This is a genomic window from Trinickia mobilis (assembly GCF_017315705.1).
Lineage (GTDB): Bacteria > Pseudomonadota > Gammaproteobacteria > Burkholderiales > Burkholderiaceae > Trinickia_A > Trinickia_A mobilis.
On record NZ_JAFLRF010000048.1, the window covers coordinates 21,522 to 38,464 of the forward strand.

Annotated in this window: 15 protein-coding genes and 2 pseudogenes; 10 read left to right on the forward strand and 7 right to left on the reverse strand. The window is 60.5% G+C overall.

Features of this window, described 5'->3' with window-relative positions; all coding sequences use genetic code 11:
• Nucleotides 1-158: 158 nt before the first annotated feature.
• A complete protein-coding gene (locus J3489_RS32695; RefSeq protein WP_207004966.1) occupies nt 159-1,349 on the reverse strand; it encodes an ammonium transporter in 1,191 nt (396 codons plus the stop codon).
• 565 nt (nt 1,350-1,914) lie between these two features.
• On the opposite strand from J3489_RS32695, the pseudogene J3489_RS32700 reads away from it, so the two are divergent.
• Nucleotides 1,915-2,198 (forward strand): annotated as a pseudogene (locus J3489_RS32700) (PrpF domain-containing protein); the annotation flags it as partial.
• 128 nt (nt 2,199-2,326) lie between these two features.
• Here the strand turns inward: J3489_RS32700 and lpdA are convergent.
• The gene (lpdA, locus tag J3489_RS32705) at nt 2,327-3,757 is read right to left on the reverse strand and encodes a dihydrolipoyl dehydrogenase (RefSeq protein ID WP_207004967.1); all 1,431 of its coding nucleotides are present in this window, start codon (nt 3,755-3,757) and stop codon (nt 2,327-2,329) included.
• 325 nt (nt 3,758-4,082) lie between these two features.
• On the opposite strand from lpdA, the gene J3489_RS38410 reads away from it, so the two are divergent.
• From J3489_RS38410 to J3489_RS32715, 3 genes are all read left to right on the forward strand, one after another.
• A complete protein-coding gene (locus J3489_RS38410) occupies nt 4,083-4,217 on the forward strand; it encodes a hypothetical protein (protein ID WP_255555306.1) in 135 nt (44 codons plus the stop codon).
• 383 nt (nt 4,218-4,600) lie between these two features.
• Complete coding sequence (locus tag J3489_RS32710; protein ID WP_207004981.1) at nt 4,601-5,173, forward strand: carboxymuconolactone decarboxylase family protein; 573 nt, start codon at nt 4,601-4,603, stop codon at nt 5,171-5,173.
• A 295-nt stretch (nt 5,174-5,468) separates the two neighbouring features.
• On the forward strand, nt 5,469-6,524 hold the full coding sequence (locus J3489_RS32715) for a cupin domain-containing protein (RefSeq protein WP_207004968.1): 1,056 nt from the start codon (nt 5,469-5,471) through the stop codon (nt 6,522-6,524).
• A gap of 145 nt (nt 6,525-6,669) precedes the next feature.
• On the opposite strand, the gene gcvH is transcribed toward J3489_RS32715, so the two are convergent.
• Complete coding sequence (gene gcvH / locus J3489_RS32720; RefSeq protein ID WP_207004969.1) at nt 6,670-7,047, reverse strand: glycine cleavage system protein GcvH; 378 nt, start codon at nt 7,045-7,047, stop codon at nt 6,670-6,672.
• 217 nt (nt 7,048-7,264) lie between these two features.
• Here gcvH and J3489_RS32725 point away from each other — a divergent pair, with 217 nt between their 5' ends.
• Both J3489_RS32725 and cfa read left to right on the forward strand, forming a co-directional pair.
• Entirely contained in the window at nt 7,265-7,807 is a 543-nt protein-coding gene (locus tag J3489_RS32725) for a carboxymuconolactone decarboxylase family protein (RefSeq protein ID WP_207004970.1), read from the forward strand.
• 375 nt (nt 7,808-8,182) lie between these two features.
• On the forward strand, nt 8,183-9,358 hold the full coding sequence (gene cfa, locus J3489_RS32730; protein WP_207004971.1) for a cyclopropane fatty acyl phospholipid synthase: 1,176 nt from the start codon (nt 8,183-8,185) through the stop codon (nt 9,356-9,358).
• Between the two features lie 68 nt (nt 9,359-9,426).
• Here the strand turns inward: cfa and merR are convergent, their stop codons facing one another.
• Entirely contained in the window at nt 9,427-9,861 is a 435-nt protein-coding gene (gene merR, locus J3489_RS32735) for a mercury resistance transcriptional regulator MerR (protein ID WP_207004972.1), read from the reverse strand.
• A gap of 161 nt (nt 9,862-10,022) precedes the next feature.
• Between merR and merC the strand changes: the two genes are divergently transcribed.
• Nucleotides 10,023-10,457: an organomercurial transporter MerC gene (gene merC, locus J3489_RS32740; protein ID WP_207004973.1), complete on the forward strand. Its 435-nt coding sequence runs from the start codon at nt 10,023-10,025 to the stop codon at nt 10,455-10,457.
• Nucleotides 10,458-10,559: 102 nt separating this feature from the next.
• Nucleotides 10,560-12,005: pseudogene (gene merA / locus J3489_RS32745) on the forward strand (mercury(II) reductase); the annotation flags it as partial.
• 120 nt (nt 12,006-12,125) lie between these two features.
• Here the strand turns inward: merA and J3489_RS32750 are convergent.
• The gene (locus J3489_RS32750; protein WP_207004975.1) at nt 12,126-13,373 is read right to left on the reverse strand and encodes an MFS transporter; all 1,248 of its coding nucleotides are present in this window, start codon (nt 13,371-13,373) and stop codon (nt 12,126-12,128) included.
• 115 nt (nt 13,374-13,488) lie between these two features.
• Complete coding sequence (locus J3489_RS32755; RefSeq protein ID WP_207004976.1) at nt 13,489-14,145, reverse strand: peroxiredoxin-like family protein; 657 nt, start codon at nt 14,143-14,145, stop codon at nt 13,489-13,491.
• 406 nt (nt 14,146-14,551) lie between these two features.
• Between J3489_RS32755 and J3489_RS32760 the strand changes: the two genes are divergently transcribed.
• Together J3489_RS32760 and J3489_RS32765 are read left to right on the forward strand one after the other, a co-directional pair.
• On the forward strand, nt 14,552-15,475 hold the full coding sequence (locus J3489_RS32760; RefSeq protein ID WP_207004977.1) for a ketopantoate reductase family protein: 924 nt from the start codon (nt 14,552-14,554) through the stop codon (nt 15,473-15,475).
• 11 nt (nt 15,476-15,486) lie between these two features.
• Nucleotides 15,487-16,581: an enolase C-terminal domain-like protein gene (locus J3489_RS32765; RefSeq protein ID WP_207004978.1), complete on the forward strand. Its 1,095-nt coding sequence runs from the start codon at nt 15,487-15,489 to the stop codon at nt 16,579-16,581.
• Nucleotides 16,582-16,740: 159 nt separating this feature from the next.
• On the opposite strand, the gene J3489_RS32770 is transcribed toward J3489_RS32765, so the two are convergent.
• The coding region (locus tag J3489_RS32770; protein ID WP_207004979.1) for a hypothetical protein at nt 16,741-16,943 on the reverse strand (203 nt) is incomplete at its 5' end.

Below are 16,943 nucleotides of genomic sequence, written 5' to 3' on the forward strand. Positions count from 1 at the left end.
CTGTCAGTTCACTGACCAGCGGCTTGATCGCAGCGAAGATCGGTTGCACGCCGCAGACAGTGCCGGGTCGGGTTCGTCAGCACGAACTTGATACGTTGTATGGTGCGCCACGGCACGGGTTGAATTCCGGACCGTGGCAGCACCCCGGATGATTCTTCCTAGAGGTAGGCTTCCTCGCCGTGCAATTCGCTATCGAGCCCGCGCTCCTCGGTCGCGGCATCGACCTTGACCGCTGTCACACGGTCGATCAGCCACAGCACCACCCAGGTGAACACGAACGCCCAGACGCCCGATATGACCACTGCCACAAGCTGCTTGAGAAAGAACGCCCCTCCGCCAAGCAGCAGTCCGTCGGCGCCGCCCGAATTCCACGCCTTCGACGCAAACACCCCGAGCAGGATTGTGCCGATCAGGCCGCCCACACCGTGCACGCCCCACACGTCGAGTGCATCATCGAGGCGCAGTCGATTTTTCAGTGCGACTGCGCCATAGCAGACTATCGAAGCGATAATCCCGATGATCGCGGCCGAGCCGAGCGACACGTAGCCGGCTGCGGGGGTGATCGTGGCGAGCCCTGCCACCGAGCCGGTCAGCAAGCCGACGAACTTCGGGCGCCTGGTGTGGAGCCACTCGATCAACAGCCAGGTGACGCCGGCAAACGAAGCGGCAACATCGGTGTTGAGGAAAGCAGAAGCCGTCACGCCATCGACGCGAAGTTCAGAGCCGGCGTTGAAGCCGTACCAGCCGAACCAGAGCAGACCCGTGCCCAGCGCAATCAGTGGCACATTGTGCGGTTTGTGGGTCATCATGCGGCGGCGTCCCACGTAGAGCACCGAGGCAAGTGCGGCGAACCCGGCAGTATTGTGCACCACGATGCCGCCGGCAAAGTCGAGCACGCCCCACTTCGCGAACAGGCCATCTGGACTCCATACCATGTGCACGAATGGGAAATACACGAAGATGAGCCAGGCTGTCAGGAAGAGGAAATAGGCCTTGAAGGTCACGCGGTTCGCAAATGCACCGGTGATCAGGGCAGGCGTGATGATGGCAAACATCATCTGATAGGCGACGTGAACCACGAGCGGGATGCCGGCGTTGTTGCCGGTGTACATGGTCTGCAACGTAACACCATGCAGGAACGCGTAGTAGGTCGGGTCGCCCACGATTCCGTGCCAAGTCGGGCCAAAGCTCATCGAGTACCCGAAAACAAACCAAAGTACCGTCGTCCACGCGAGCGAAGTGAAACTCTGCATCATGATGGAAAGCACGTTCTTGCGTTCCACCAGCCCGCCATAGAAGAACGCGAGTCCAGGCGTCATTAACATGACGAGGCTCGCGCAGAGCAGCATAAATGCGGTGTTGCCGATGTCGATCGGCGTCGTTGGCATAATCTTTCTCCATCTAGTTTTATATTAAAAATAACAAGCCGTGCCGCTATGGCGGTCTAAGCTTCCCTCGCGATTTCACGTCCGCGGCCTTCCGAGCACATTGCAGATTCCGTTTCCTCACGAAATGCGATCGACCACCGCGATGCACCGTGATCGAGTCGCAAACCGATCGGCTCGCATATTGGCACTGTACGCAATGTCCTATCGGAAGAAAATCCTCCATCGACTCATATGAATGCTCGGGCGGCTCATTTAACAAGCGGCGCGATGCATCGCATGCACGAAGCGCTCAATAGGCGAAAAAACACGTTATTAACTAGACTCGCCAAACCGGGCCTGCATGCCTAATTAACCTTATCAAAGTACGCTTCGCGTAGTCGACTGATGCCGACGGCTCAGATGCGAGGCGGATTGTTCCGATCAAAGGCCATGAGATGCGTCTTGCACCGATAACGATCGCGCGGTTACGAAAATGTCTCTTGTGGAACTGCATAGAAGACGGCACCGGCGGCGCGATGTTCCCGACAGGCGACACACGCCCAAGATCGCATTCGTCGCGAAGCCCGCCGATTACGTCGCATCGAGCGGGAAGCGTGTTGCGGCGAGCGACGTCGATCGCTCGTGCGGGCGATGTCGATGGGCAAGTTGCACCACGCGATGATGGGCAAGGCCGCCGTCGCGATCGGCACGACTGCGGCGATTCCCGGCACCCTGGTGAGCCTGGCGGCTGGCGGGGGCAAGCGCGAGACAGTGTGCCTCGGCCATCCGTCGGGCACGCTGCGCGTGGGCGCGGAGGCCAGTCAGGTCAACGTCCCGATTTCAAGAAGTGGCCGCGGCGAGCTCGGGCATACCTGACCCGCCTTCGCGCGCAGCGGTAAGTAAGGCGCAGTCCGCGGCCGACGGCTGTCGAGCCGGCGAGACACGCCTTTAGCCGGTTCTTACTTGTTGAGCGCGCCCTTCTTGACGTCGAGCGCCGCCTCCTTAATCACTTCGGATAACGAAGGATGCGGATGGCAGATGCGGCCGATGTCTTCCGAGGTCGCCTTGAACTCAATCGCCACCACGGCTTCGGCGATCAGGTCCGATGCGTTCGCCGAGATGATATGCACGCCGAGCAGCTCGTCAGTCTTGGCGTCCGCGATCATCTTGACGAACCCTTCCGACTTCGCCATGCCGAGCGCGCGGCCGTTCGCCATGAACGGGAACTGGCCCGTCTTGATCTCGCGGCCTTCGGCCTTCAGCTGCTGCTCAGTCTTGCCGACCCAGGCGATTTCTGGATCGGTGTAGATCACCGACGGAATGCAGTTATAGTCGATGTGCGACTCTTGTTCATTGATGAGCTCGGCCACGAGCACGCCCTCCTCTTCCGCCTTGTGGGCGAGCATCGGGCCGCGTACGACGTCGCCGATCGCGTAGACGTTCGGCACGCTCGTGCGGCAGCGGTCATCGACGTCGATGAAGCCGCGCTCGTTCGCCTTCAGACCGATCGCTCCGAGACCGAGGTTGTCGGTATTCGGCACGCGCCCGGCCGAGACGATCATCCGATCTGCCTCGAGCGTCTTGGCGTTGCCGTCCTTGTCGGCATAGGCAAGCGTGACGCCCTCGCCGGTCGCCTTGACTTCGTTGATCTTGACACTGAGATGAATGTCGAGGCCCTGCTTCTTGAAGAGCTTCGCGGCTTCCTTCGCGAGCGAGTCATCGGCCGCGCCGAGGAATTGCGGGGACGCTTCGAGCACGGTCACCTCTGCGCCGAGGCGGCGCCACACCGAGCCCAGCTCCAGGCCGATCACGCCCGCGCCGATGATGGCAAGCCTCTTAGGCACCGAATCGAAGGCGAGCGCGCCCTCGTTGTCGGCGATGATCTTGTTGTCGACGGGAACATTCGGCAGATGACGCGCCCTTGAACCCGTCGCAATGATGACGTTCTTTGCGGTGACCACTTCGGTCTCGCCCTCGCCGCTCACCTCGATCTGCACACCGGCGTCGTTCTTGCCGACGAACTTGCCGTGGCCTTTCAGCCACGTGATCTTGTTCTTCTTGAAAAGGTACTCGATGCCCCGCGTCATCTTTTCGACGATGCCGTCTTTGCGCGCCAACATCTTCGCGACATCGATTTTCACGTCAGACACACTAACGCCGTGTTCGGCGAGATGGTGTGAGGCGGATTCGAATTCCTCCGATGACGCCAGCAGCGCCTTCGACGGAATGCAGCCGACATTAAGACAGGTGCCGCCGAGCTTCAGGGCGCCGGCTGGGTTTTTCCATTTCTCGATACAGGCGACGGTCTTGCCAAGCTGCGCCGCGCGGATGGCGGCGATATAACCGCCGGGACCGGCGCCGATCACGGCGATGTCATATTCTTTGGGCATGGCTATCCTTTCTGTTACGCAACGGCACGCGCCGAACGCGCGCTATTGCAATCTCTGCCAAAGAGTTAAAGTGCAGCGCCCGCACGCGAGCGCCCAGTGGGTGATTCGCGAACCGGCCGGCTCGCATGGTGGCACTGTATCGGGCGCCCAACGGGAAATGAATCCTTGAACAGATCAAACGCATGCCTGATCGTCTCACTTGGCAAATGAAGGGCCGCGCCGACAGTGCCCGCGATTGCATCAGCCACCGGCGCGACGGTCTCAGTCCATGCCGAGGTCAAGAAAACCGCCGGTCGCACGCTCTGTCAGGTTGTGGGGCCACAGGTTGATCACCCGATCAAATCACCTTGGGCATGCTTGGCTGATCGATCGCGTGACGCCCGTCAAGGTCGATGCCGCGGTTGCGCATCGCGGGCTCCACACCGAGCTGCACGGCGAAGTCGCTTACCTGGACAATTGATCCGCGAATACACGGCTGACAAGATCGATTAAAGCAAGGCGCGGTGGAAATACCACCGCGCCTTGCTCGTTTTTGGACGGATGAAATTAGGGGCCGTGACGACGACAGACGTTTTTCAGCGCATTTGAACCAGGAATCGAATGGCGTAACGAAAACTACCGCATGACACTAATCAGCATCCCAGCGAGCCTTTTGAGACTTATAAATATCACCCGGCAAACCTATAGTGGAGACATCTAACCACCTGCCCCGTGAGTCGCACCATGAGCCGTATCACCGTACCTGCTACTGCCTCTGCCACGGGTGCCGCCGCCGAAGGGTCTGCGCAAGCGAAGAAAGTCACTGGCCGGGGTATCCCCAATCTGTTCGCCGCGCTGGGGGCAATGTCACCAGAGAGGCTGAAAGCGTTCCTAAACGCTGGCCGTCTGACCATACCGGATACTGTCTCTGCCACGGGTGCCGCCGCCGAAGCGTATGCGCAAGTGAAGAAAGTCACCGGCGGGAGTATCCCCAATGTGTTCGCCGCGCTGGGGGCAATGTCACCTGAGACGCTGAAAGTGTTCCTCGACGCTGAAAGCGTGCTCGCCGCCGGCTCGCTGACCAAGCAGGAAGTCGAGACGATCAAGCTGCTGGTCAGCGAGTTGAACGGCTGCGACTACTGTGTCGCCGCGCATACGGTGCTGGGCAAGATGACGGGCCTATCGCCGGAGACGCTCAAGCTGATCCGGGCGGGCCAGCCGACCGGCGACGCCAAGCGCGACGCGCTCGTGCGCTTCGTGCAGACCCTGCAGCAAACGAGCGGCACGATCAGCGCGCAAGCGTTCGAGGCGATCAAGGCGGCCGGCTACACGGATGCGCAACTGGTCGAGGTCCCCTTGGCCATTGCTTTGACGATTTTCACGAACACGTTCAACCGCATCAACGCCACCGACGTGGACTTCCCGCCGGTCAAGTAAAGCGCAGCGGCGCAGGCGCTCTGTTGCCGCGCCTTCGCTTTTATCAATCACGATAGGATACCTAAATGACATATCTAACTTTCCTCGTGACCCGTGCAAGCAACGGCATCAGGCCGGCACTTTCCGGGCGACTGGCTCGTGCTGGTCATCGCGTTGTGGGCGTGGGCCGCGGCGGCGAAGGCAGCTTTCCCAGCGAGCTTGTATCAGCCGGCCTTTCCGACCGGAACGCACCGGCCCGTGTACTCGAAGAAAGCATCAATCGATCGCCAGACGTGTCATTTTCGGAGTATTCATCGTGCCAGCTCAGGATTGGTTAAGTCATTTGCTAGAAATCGGGTCCGTCGCGGGACGGCTTGAGTTCCGCTGCGTTTACGGCACGCCATGGCGCGTCGCGTATCCGCAATCCCCGTCGAGCGAGATTCCCTACCACGTCGTGCTCAAAGGGTCAGCGGTGCTGGAGGATGGCTCGGGCGGCATACATCGCCTCACTGCGGGCGACATCGTTTTGCTGCCGAACAATTCGAAGCACGTGCTTCACGACGGCAGCGGTATCCCTGCATCGCCCGCCCGCGAGCGCGAGCAACCCAACCTGACTATCAGCGAAAACGACGGGACGGGCGAGCGTTTGGAGATGCTGTGCGGCCACTTCGTCTTATCGGCCCCCAATGACCGGCTGATACGCGGAAATCTGCCGCCGGTGTTGGTGGTTCACGCAGCCCCCCAGGACGCCAATGGCTCGCATGAGACGTCCGGCCAGATGACGAACCTGATTTTTCTGATGCGGGCCGAATCGCTCGAGAGCCGCCTTGGCGGTCGAGCGATGCTCAACGCGCTCTCGACAGCGCTGTTCGCGCTGACACTGAGGCTGGCAAGCGAGTCAGCCGCGGCGCAAACGGGGTTGCTCGCGCTCGCGGGCCATCCGCGGCTCGCGCCCGCCATCACCGCAATGTTCGACGATCCTGCGCGCGCCTGGAACTTGCCGCAGCTCGCGCGCCTTTGCAACATGTCGCGCGCGACTTTCATGCGGCACTTTCAGGATAGCTTCGGCCGCTCCGCCTATGACCTGCTGACCGACCTGCGGATGAGCCTGGCCGCCAACGCTCTCAGTCAGCCGTCGGCCACGGCGGAGGCCGTGGCGGAGGCGATCGGCTACCAGTCGGTTTCCGCATTCCGCCGCGCCTTTACACAACGCGTCGGCGTGACACCAGGCGAGTGGCGCCGTTCGGTTCGCGGGAGCGCAAAAGCGGAAGCATCGGCGCCGGACTATCCGGCGCCCCCCCGCTCACTCCACGTTGATTCCGCAACGACCGCCGCGCAGTTCGCCGATAAAGTCCATTCCGAGCACGAATGACAGTTCGTTGCCCCGCGCACCCTATCTCCTGAACAGTCCCGCGGCCGGCGTTGGACGAGCCGATGGCCGGGTACTGCACGCAGCGTGAGTCCGACCATCGGCCGATGGCAGACGAGTCTTGGCGATTCTCGTCTGCCTTGTTTTATTAATCGACCGTCTTCGCGTATTCGGCGGCGCCTAGCAGTTGATCGGTCTTCGCGTTCGCCGCCGGCTTGATGCGAAACAGCCAGCAATCGTACGGGGCGCGATTGATGGAATCCGGCTCCTCGCCTAGGAGTTCGTTGACCGCCGCGATCTCGCCTGAAATCGGCGCGTGGATGTCCGACGCCGCCTTGACCGATTCGAGCACGGCTATGGGTGTGCCTGCGCTCACGCTCAGACCGACCTCCGGCAATTTGACCGACACGATCTCGCCGAGCGACTCCTGCGCGGGGTCGGTGATGCCGACCGTCCACGTGCCGTCCGCCTCCGCACGAGCCCATTCATGCGATTCCGCGTATTTAAGTCCGTCCGGGATGTTCATCGATTAATCCTCCTGCATTCTCAATTCGTCTTAGGGTTTAACAAGATGCTACTTCTAACGTGTTGTGGCAATTAAATATACGGCGATTACGACATCCAAGGTTGCTTCTAACCGCGATTGATCCGATCGAGCACATTTTTGACACTTGATCGACTCGGCAAGCGTAATGCCTCAACTTAAAGTTGAGATACCGATTCACACCACGAAGGAGTGTCACATGAGCAGCCGTATTTCCATACCTGACGTCAAATCCGCCACCGGTGCAGTTGCCGAAGCCTACGCCCTGACCAAAAAAGCCACGGGCGGCGCTCTTCCTAACCTGTTTGCAGCGGTCGGCGCCCTGTCGCCCGACATCCTGAAGGCCTATCTGACCGCCGACGGGGCTCTTGGTGCAGGCACGCTGGGCAACAAAGATCTCGAGATTGTCAAATTGGCCGTCAGCGAACACACGGGTTGCGACTATTGCGTACGCGCACACGTGATGATCGGGAAAATGGTCGGAGTTTCCGCCGAAACGCTCAAGCTGGTCCGCGCAGGCAAGCCGACCGGCGACGCCAAGCGTGATGCTCTCGTGCGCTTTGTGCGGGTTATTCAAACTACGAGCGGCACGATCAACGCGAGCGAATTCGCAGCAATCAAGGCAGCCGGCTACACGGATTCGCAACTGGTTGAAATCACGCTCGCTATCGCGCTGACGGTGTTCACCAATACGTTCAACCGCCTCAACGACACCACGCTGGACGTGCCGCCGGCGGACTAAAAGCGACGCGGCAATCCTGCGCGCGTTCGGCGCTGGAGAGGAAACGCAGGGCGAGGGATGCTCGCCCTGCGCAACGGAGCCGTCCGCTGCGACGCGGGGCGTTCAATAAAGACAAACCAATCAACGCGAAGGGTCACGCATTTCTTCGTTTCGTTGATGAGATTCTCGCCTAATCCCGTCCCTCCTGACGTTAGGCAACGGTTGCGCGGCCGGGATTACGTGTCGCTACATCGCTGTCGGGAATGACACTTGCCGCCGGCAGTTACGTTCCATAGAGTTGCTTCACGGAAGAATGATCGGTTTTCTCGTTGAACCCCTGTGGGAAGCTTGCTATACGAACTAGCGGAAAACACTAATCATCGATCTGGAACCGGCATGAAGCGTGAACAGCAATCCCTCGACCAATTTGAATACAAGACCCCGGACCTAATCGAACATGCACCGGAGATTCTGACGTCGCTGCTGAAGAAAGCTGACGTCGAGATCAACGGAGACCGCCACTGGGACATTCGAGTCTTCGACGAAGAAGTATACAAGCGTGTATTTTCAAGTTGGTCGCTTGGCCTCGGCGAGTCGTACATGGACGGCCAGTGGGATAGCGACCACCTCGACGAACTGTTCACGAGGTTGCTCCGTACGGACATCGATTCGGCAGCGATCGGCATCGCGAAATTTCGACTCGTGTTCGAGCACCTCCGTCATCGCCTGTTTAATCTGCAATCGAAAGACCGCGCTTTCCAAGTGGGCGAGCGCCACTACGACGCGGGGAATGACGTATTCGAGGCCATGCTCGACAGCCGCATGATCTATTCGTGCGGCTACTGGGAAAACGCGACAGATCTAGAGCAGGCGCAGTTTGACAAGCTCGATTTGATTTGCCGCAAGCTTAAGCTCAGCGCCGGAGAGACGCTGCTCGACATAGGTTGCGGTTGGGGTGGGCTCGCCAAGTTCGCTGCTGAGCGATACGGCGTGCACGTGACTGGCGTCACAGTCTCCAAAGAGCAACTGGCGCTCGCCAAAGAGCGCTGTAAAGGGCTCCCGATATCGCTGATCCTTCAGGATTATCGTGAGCTGCAGGGTAGCTTCGACAAGATTGTCTCCGTCGGCATGTTCGAGCACGTCGGGCCGAAAAACTACGAGATCTATTTCGACACTGCCAAGCGCCTGTTAGCGCCTAAAGGTCTATTCCTTCTGCACTCGATCGGCCTTGCCACGACAAGCCAAGGAACCGACCCCTGGATCGACAAATACATTTTTCCGAACGGGAAGCTTCCCTCAGCCAGGGAAATTGCCGATGCCGTTGAAGGCCGCTTCATCATCGAGGATTGGCATAACTTCGGCCAGGACTACGACCGTACCCTGATGGCATGGTGGGATCGCTTCGACCAGGCGTGGCCGCGTCTTCAGTCCCGCTACAACAGGCGTTTCTACCTTATGTGGAAATATTATCTGCTTTGCTGCGCAGGATTCTTTCGCTCCCGGCAAGGGCAGCTCTGGCAACTCGTGCTGACCCATGCTGAACGCGCCGAAACCTACCGGTCGATCAGGTAACCGGATGCATTTGCAAAGTGACGCCGGCCGCCTGCGATGACGATTGCAGATATAAGGCCGAATGGCCGTTACACGACGCCGGCGTCACGCGGTTCTTCGCCTTGCCGCAATGAGGCAATCAACGGGCACGACACCTTACCCCTGCGCGAATGGCACGCACACACGAGCTGGGTAAGCACCGCTTCCATGCGCCCGAGATCGGCGAGCTTCTCCTGAATGTCGCGCAGCTTGTGCTCCGCGAGTCTGCTCGCCTCAGCGCAATGCGTCCCATCCTCCAGTTTCAACAGGTCCGCGATTTCGTCGAGGCTGAAGCCGAGCCGCTGCGCAGATTTGACGAACCGCACCCGCGTCACGTCCGCTGCGCCGTAGCGACGAATGCTGCCATACGGCCTCTCCGGTTCGAGCAGCAGGCCCTTGCGCTGATAGAAGCGGATCGTCTCGACATTGACGCCGGCCGCCTTCGCGAAGGCGCCGATGGTCAGGTTTTCGCTACCGATTTCCATACCGCTTGACTCCGTACATAGGTACGGAAGTAACGTTACGCTACTCATCGGCAATCAGGAAGGGCCAGCGTATGGCGGAACCACAGAAAGGGTGCGGCGCGCTGGCCGCCGGCGGATTGGCCGCGATCCTCGCATCGCACTGAAGTTACGGAGGGACTGTCATGTCATTCTTTACGCGCGCGGCCGATAAGGCCGGTTTGCTGGGCAGCATCGTGTCGGCGATGGGCTGTGCGAGCTGCTTTCCCGCGATCGCCAGTCTGGGTGCGGCCATTGGTCTGGGTTTTCTTAGCGAGTATGAAGGGGTGTTCATCCGCATCCTGCTGCCGGTATTCGCCGGCATCGCGCTGTTCGCCAATGCGATCGGCTGGCTCAATCATCGGCGGTGGCGCCGTACCACGCCCGGCCTGATCGGCCCGGTACTGGTGCTGACGGCCGTGTTCGTAATGCGGGCCTATGGCGAGCGTAGCGGCTGGCTGCTCTATCCCGGTCTCGCCATCATGCTGGCGACATCGATCTGGGACCTGTTCTCCCCCGAGCACCGCGTCTGTCCTACCGATACGCGTGAATCGGGCACCGGCAACTTACGCAAGGGTTGATCGGTGACGTATCTAACCCGATCCATGAAAGAACGGAGCAAGCCCATGACGACCTTGAAGATCGAGGGGATGACCTGCGCTTCCAGCGCTGAGCATCCCGGCAAGACGCCCGGCTGGGCGCGGGCTGATGGGAAGCGTGGCGACGATGCCGGCGCGCTGCGGGTCGCTGTGATCGGCAGTGGCGGCGCTGCCATGGCGGCTGCGCTGAAGGCCGCCGAAAACGGCGCGCAGGTGACACTGATCGAGCGCGGCACCATCGGCGGCACCTGCGTGAACGTCGGGTGCGTGCCCTCCAAGATCATGATCCGTGCAGCCCACATCGCGCATCTACGCCAGACGAGCCCCTTCGATGCGGGGATCGGTGCTGTAGCGCCGGTGATCGATCGGCCGCGCCTGCTCGCCCAGCAGCAGGCGCGCGTGGACGAATTGCGCCACGCCAAATACGAAAACATTCTCGACACGAGCCCGAACATCAACGTCCTCCACGGCGAGGCGCGCTTCACGGGGAGCCATACGCTCACCGTCACGCTGACCGCCGGCGGCGAACATACGGTGTCGTTCGATCGTTGCCTGATTGCCACGGGTGCAACTGCCGCAGTGCCGCCGATTCCGGGCCTGAAGGAAACGCCGTACTGGACCTCGACCGAGGCGCTGGCAAGCAACATGAGTCCCGCGCGGCTGGCTGTGATCGGCTCGTCGGCGGTGGCCGCCGAACTGGCGCAGGCCTTTGCGCGTCTCGGCAGTCGCGTCACCGTTCTGGCTCGACACACGCTGCTCTACCAGGAGGACCCGGCGATCGGCGAAGCGGTAACGGTTGCCTTCCGCGCCGAAGGCATTGAGGTGTTGACGCAGACCGAGGCGAGTCAGGTGTCATACGCCGACGGCAGGTTCGTCCTCAGCACGAACCACGGCGAGGTGCGGGCCGACCAGTTGCTGGTGGCGACCGGCCGCGCCCCCAACACCGGCACCCTGAATCTGGCGAGCGCCGGCGTGCAGCTCGACGAACGCGGTGCCATTGCGGTCGACGCAGGCATGCGCACGAGCGCACCGGATATCTATGCCGCCGGCGACTGTACCAACCAGCCACAGTTCGTCTATGTCGCGGCGGCCGCCGGTACGCGCGCGGCGATCAACATGACCGGAGGCGATTCGCGGCTCGATCTCGATGCGATGCCGGCGGTCGTCTTCACCGAGCCACAGGTTGCAACTGTCGGCTACAGCGAGGCACAGGCGCAGCACGCTGGCATCGAGACCGACAGTCGCACGCTAACGCTCGATAACGTGCCGCGCGCGCTGGTGAACTTCGACCCGCACGGTTTCATCAAGCTGGTGACGGAAGCCGGCAGCGGCCGGCTCATCGGCGTGCAGGCGGTGGCGCCCGAGGCGGGCGAACTCATCCAGACGGCCGCGATCGCGATCGGAGCAAGGATGACCGTACAGGACCTCGCCGACCAGCTGTTTCCGTACCTGACGATGGTCGAGGGCCTGAAGCTCGCCGCGCAAACCTTCTCGAAGGATGTGAGGCAGCTTTCATGCTGCGCCGGATAAGCCGCAGGGGACGGCGGCACTGACTACGCGAATCTTGCACCGGTGGGGAGCCGCGCAGTTCGAACGGGAAATGATGCTCGAGCGCCAGCGCGAAGGCGTTGCCCAAGCAAAGACCGCCGCTCAGTCCAACCGTTTGTCTTGCCTGCGGAACATCGGTCCGAAACCAATCAGCCCCAGGATCGGCCCGGGAAGCAACAGCCAGGCTGCATCGAGCCCGATTCGTTCAAACAGTGAGGTCACCCCTGAAATAGACACTACGGTAATCGCAAAACCGATCGAGTTCTGGATCGCAAGGGCGCTGCCAACGAGCTCAGGCGGGCAGGATCTCGCGCTGATCGCCGAGAATTGAGGTGAGTCTCCTACGACGGCCGCGCCCCAAACGATTAGTAAGGACAACATCATAACAGGCGTAAGCTCGCGCCAACCCGCGGCGAATATCGCGCCGCACAGCCCCGACAGAAACAGCGCTGCAGCGGCTACTTTTGCACTGCCAAAGTGTGTCGAGAGCGCGCCGCCGACAACGCAACCCAGCGCGCCCGCACCAATCACAAGAAATGACAATCCGGACACACCTCCGACGTGAACAGAGGAGGAGATCGACGCGTGAGCGACAAACAGCGGCACCACCGTCCAGAACGCATACAGTTCCCACATGTGCCCAAAGTATCCGTACGCTGCAGAACGAAAGGCCGGAATGCGAAACGCACTTAACACGGACGGAGACCTCCGTGCCTCCCCTTCCTCTATTCGAGCCGCGCTGCGCAAATGCGGTCCATCGCCCAGCAGATAGATCAGCCACGCGCCAGCAGCTGCAATGACGGAGGTGGCGATGATCACCTCTTGCCAGGGCAGGCTTGCGCCAGCCCCCCTTAACGCATGGGGCAACGCAGTCCCTAGCGTGAGCATTGCCACGAGTTGGGCGAGCGCAGGGCCGGTGCGGTCTGGCGCCCAGCCGACGATTAGTTTCATCCCAATCGGATAGATGCCTGCCAGACACACGCCGACTAGGAACCTGAACACCGCGCCGCCGACGATGCCGCCTGCAAACAACGCAAAGCATGCATTGAATACTGCGCCCGCCAATGCGCTGCATACGAAGATCGAACTGGCCCGAAACCGGTCGGCAACACCGGTTACTGAAACGACCAGCGTTCCAAGAATGAACCCCAGCTGTACGGCGCTGGTCAGCCAGCCTATATCTGCAGCACTGACATGCCATGCACGCATCAGATCGTCAGCCGCGCTGTTTGCGCTGAACCACAGCGATGTGCCGAAGAGCTGCGCGACCGATACCGTCCCGACGGCACCGAGCCGGTCGACGAGTCGCTGTCGCACGCCCTCCGGGCGATTGCTTTTAAGCTGATTCATGTCGCCATCAAATAGACACAAAACGTCGGGCGGCGCCCTCCCTCAAGCTTTATCGCAATCGCTCGCGTCAACGCGCGCCGGTACCGCCCCGAACACCATCGCTCGCAAACCGATCTCACTCTGCGTCGCGGAGCCGACCGATGGCTTCGAGGACCGCCGCGGGTTCGCATCGCTCGCGATAATCCACATCAAGATGCGCGAACTCGATCTTCCGATCCCGGGAGATGACATAGGTCGCAGGAACGGGAAGTTCCCAACTGTCGTCTCCGTTGACCGACGGTAGCGATTTCCCCAGTGAGTCGAGTATTTTTCGTAAATCGTCCGGCAGTGAATACACCAGACCGAATGCGCGCGCAACGACGTTTGCCGCGTCACTCAATACGGTAAATTCCAGCCTATTCGATTCGAGCGTCGAGGCTGACCGATCAGGAAGCTGGGGCGAAATCGCAACCACCTGCGCGCCTCGCGCAGCAAATTCGGGGAGCAGGCGTTGATACGCGCGTAGTTGCAGATTGCAGTACGGGCACCAGCCGCCGCGGTAGAACACCAGTACTACGCGACCTCGCCGGCACATGGCGTGGAGCGCGACGTCGGCGCCTGCCACATCCGGCAGGACGAAGTCTGGAGCCTCCTCGCCCACCTTCGATGCAGACGAAACCTGGAACCGGGTTTTAAGTTCCTTGACCCGCCGATCGTACAGCGCGGTTCGTTCGGGCGGTGCCGTGCGTTGGTATTCTTCACGGAACGCGTTGAGTTCGTCTCGCAGTGACATGGATGGTTAAGGCCTCCAAATTTTGAATCTGCCGGCGCGCAAGATCGCGCCGGGCCTTCGTTCGTGCACCAGGGCAAAGCTGTCCCTGCCAGGCCATAGTGTGCCTGTGGACTGACTGCTGCGCCTATTCCTGGAAAGAATTACCGTTATTCATGGCGGGCCGTAACCGGAAACTGCTCCCCGGGCCAGGATACCTCCAGCCATGGAATAACACATATTCCTGTTCGGAATAGGCTTCACGCGGTTTGGACACGTAAGATCGCAGGTTCTGTCGCATTAGGGCGGTGCGCTATGATGAGCGAACCCACGTGAACGGCAAAAAACCTGATGGAGACGCAAGCGCCCCGTGGGCAGGAGCTGACGGGTGGACCAGACTTATATTGTCAGTCGTCGTAAGGATCGCTAAATGAAGATCGCTGTCTTGGGAGCCGGAGGTGTTGGCGGATATTTTGGGGCGCGGCTAGCCGCGGCTGGATACGACGTAACGTTTGTCGCCCGGGGCAAACATCTCGAAGCGATGCGCAAAAACGGTTTGCGTGTATCGAGCCCGCTGGGGGACGTGCTCTTGAAAGATCCCAAGGCGGTCGACGACGTGAATGCTGTCGGAAGGGTGGATCTCGTGCTGGTGGCGGTGAAGCTCTGGGATACGGACACGGCGGCCAGGGCACTCAAACCACTGGTCGATCAAGGCGCCGCCGTCCTTTCGTTCCAGAATGGCGTGCATAAGGATGAAATTCTGGCCGATTACCTGCCCACTCAGTCGATTATCGGCGGGGTTTGCTATATCGCGGCCGTGATTTCCGAGCCCGGCATCATCGCGCACACCGGCACAATGCAAAAGCTTGTGTTTGGTGAATACGACGGTAGTCGCTCCGCACGGGTCGAAATGTTTTACGAGGCGTGCCAGAAGGCGGGCATCACCGCTGAAATCAGCGACAACATCAAGCGCCTGATCTGGGAGAAGTTTGTGTTCCTCGTCGGTCTGTCGGGCACAACGGCTTCGATCCGCAAGCCTATTGGCCCGATTCGCGAAAACCCGCGCACCCGGGCGTTTCTCCTGCAGGTCATGGATGAAGTGGTGGCGGTCGGGCGCGCGAAGGGAGTAGACCTCCCTGCGAATTTCGCACATGACCGACTGGCGTTCTGCGACACCGTCCCCGCGACGATGACATCGTCCATGCACCACGACCTCGAGCGTGGCAATCGTATGGAACTGCCCTGGTTGAGCGGCGGCGTCTCAGAGTTTGGAGCGCAACTGAATATTCCGACGCCGAAGAACAGTGCCATCGCTGACATCCTCGAACTGTACGCTGCAGGTACGCGTGAGTGAGTCAGCCAAACATGACATCTCACCCCCTCAAGGTCCGGTCATTGACTGCGGTCGCAGTCTCGGTACCCATGAAACGCGCTTTGGGCACCAGTGCCCAGACAATTCGCAACGCACCGCTGCTTTTGGTCACGCTGGAGACTGACGAGGGCGTCTCCGGGCGGTCATACGCCTTCTGCTATCTGGAATCGGTGGCGCGCTCTCTACAGTTAATGGTTAGCGACCTCAGCGAGTTCCTGGCGGGCCAGGCGGTGGCTCCGGTCGAGCTTTCGACGTCGATCGCACGATATTTCAAGCTGACCGGTCTTTATGGGCCGCTTTGCATGATCTCATCCGCCATCGATGTGGCGGCATGGGACGCGCTGTCGATCGCAGCAGGCTTGCCACTTGCAACCTTTCTGGGCGGAACAACGCAGCGGATCGCGGCCTACAACAGCAACGGTCTTGGTCTGGTGTCGCCGGAACTCGCTGCCGACGAGGCCGAAGAGTTGATTTCAACTGGCTTTCGCGCAGTGAAGATGCGGTTGGGACGTCCCAGCTTTGCTGACGACCTCGCAGCCATCCGGGCCGTACGCAAACGCCTGCCCGATATGGTTTCGGTCATGGTGGACTTCAATCAAGCGCTGAACTTTGCAAACGCCATGGAGTACTGTCCCCTGCTGGACGACGAAGGCGTGTATTGGATTGAAGAGCCAATCAGACATGATGACTTCGTGCACGCTGCAATGATCGCGGCATCGACAAGAACGCCAATACAGCTCGGCGAGAATCTTGTTGGCGTGGCGCCGCTGTTTGACGCACTGAAGGCCGACGCCACAGATTATGTGATGTTCGACCTCGACCGCATTGGCGGAGTGTCGGGGTGGCGGCTTGCAAATGGTCTCGCTGCGGCAACAGGGCGACGGGTTTCGTCCCACCTGTTCCCGGAGGTCAGCGCTCATCTACTCGCAGCAACTCCGACAAAGCATTGGCTTGAATATGTCGACTGGGCGGACCCGTTGCTTGACGAGCCCCTGCGCATCGAGGACGGATTGGCTGTCCTTTCTGATCAGCCCGGCAATGGTATCAAGTGGAACGCAAAGGCCGTCAAAAAACATCAGCTCGTTTGAGGGACCCCGAGGCACGGAGGTGTAAGGAGCATGTCACCTACCCTGCTCTTTAACCACCGAACTGTCCAAATACTCGCCCGCGCCGGAAATTGGCTTCAGAAGCTGCACTCGTACCGGCTGCTGCGAGCAAGCTTCCGCCCGCGGCGAGACGTGGCTGCCCTACGTTGCTAATTGCGAAAACGCGAACGCCCGCTCGAATGCGCCGCGGCCCATATCCAGCACATGCAGAAAGCGCTGATGCAGATGAACCTGCAACTGCAACGATGTTGGCGTCGCCGCACGGACCGAAAGGAACGCGGTTCCTAGACGTCGGCCAGTGTTTCCGGCCTCATCCCGAGCGCAGCAAAAAAAATTTTCACGGC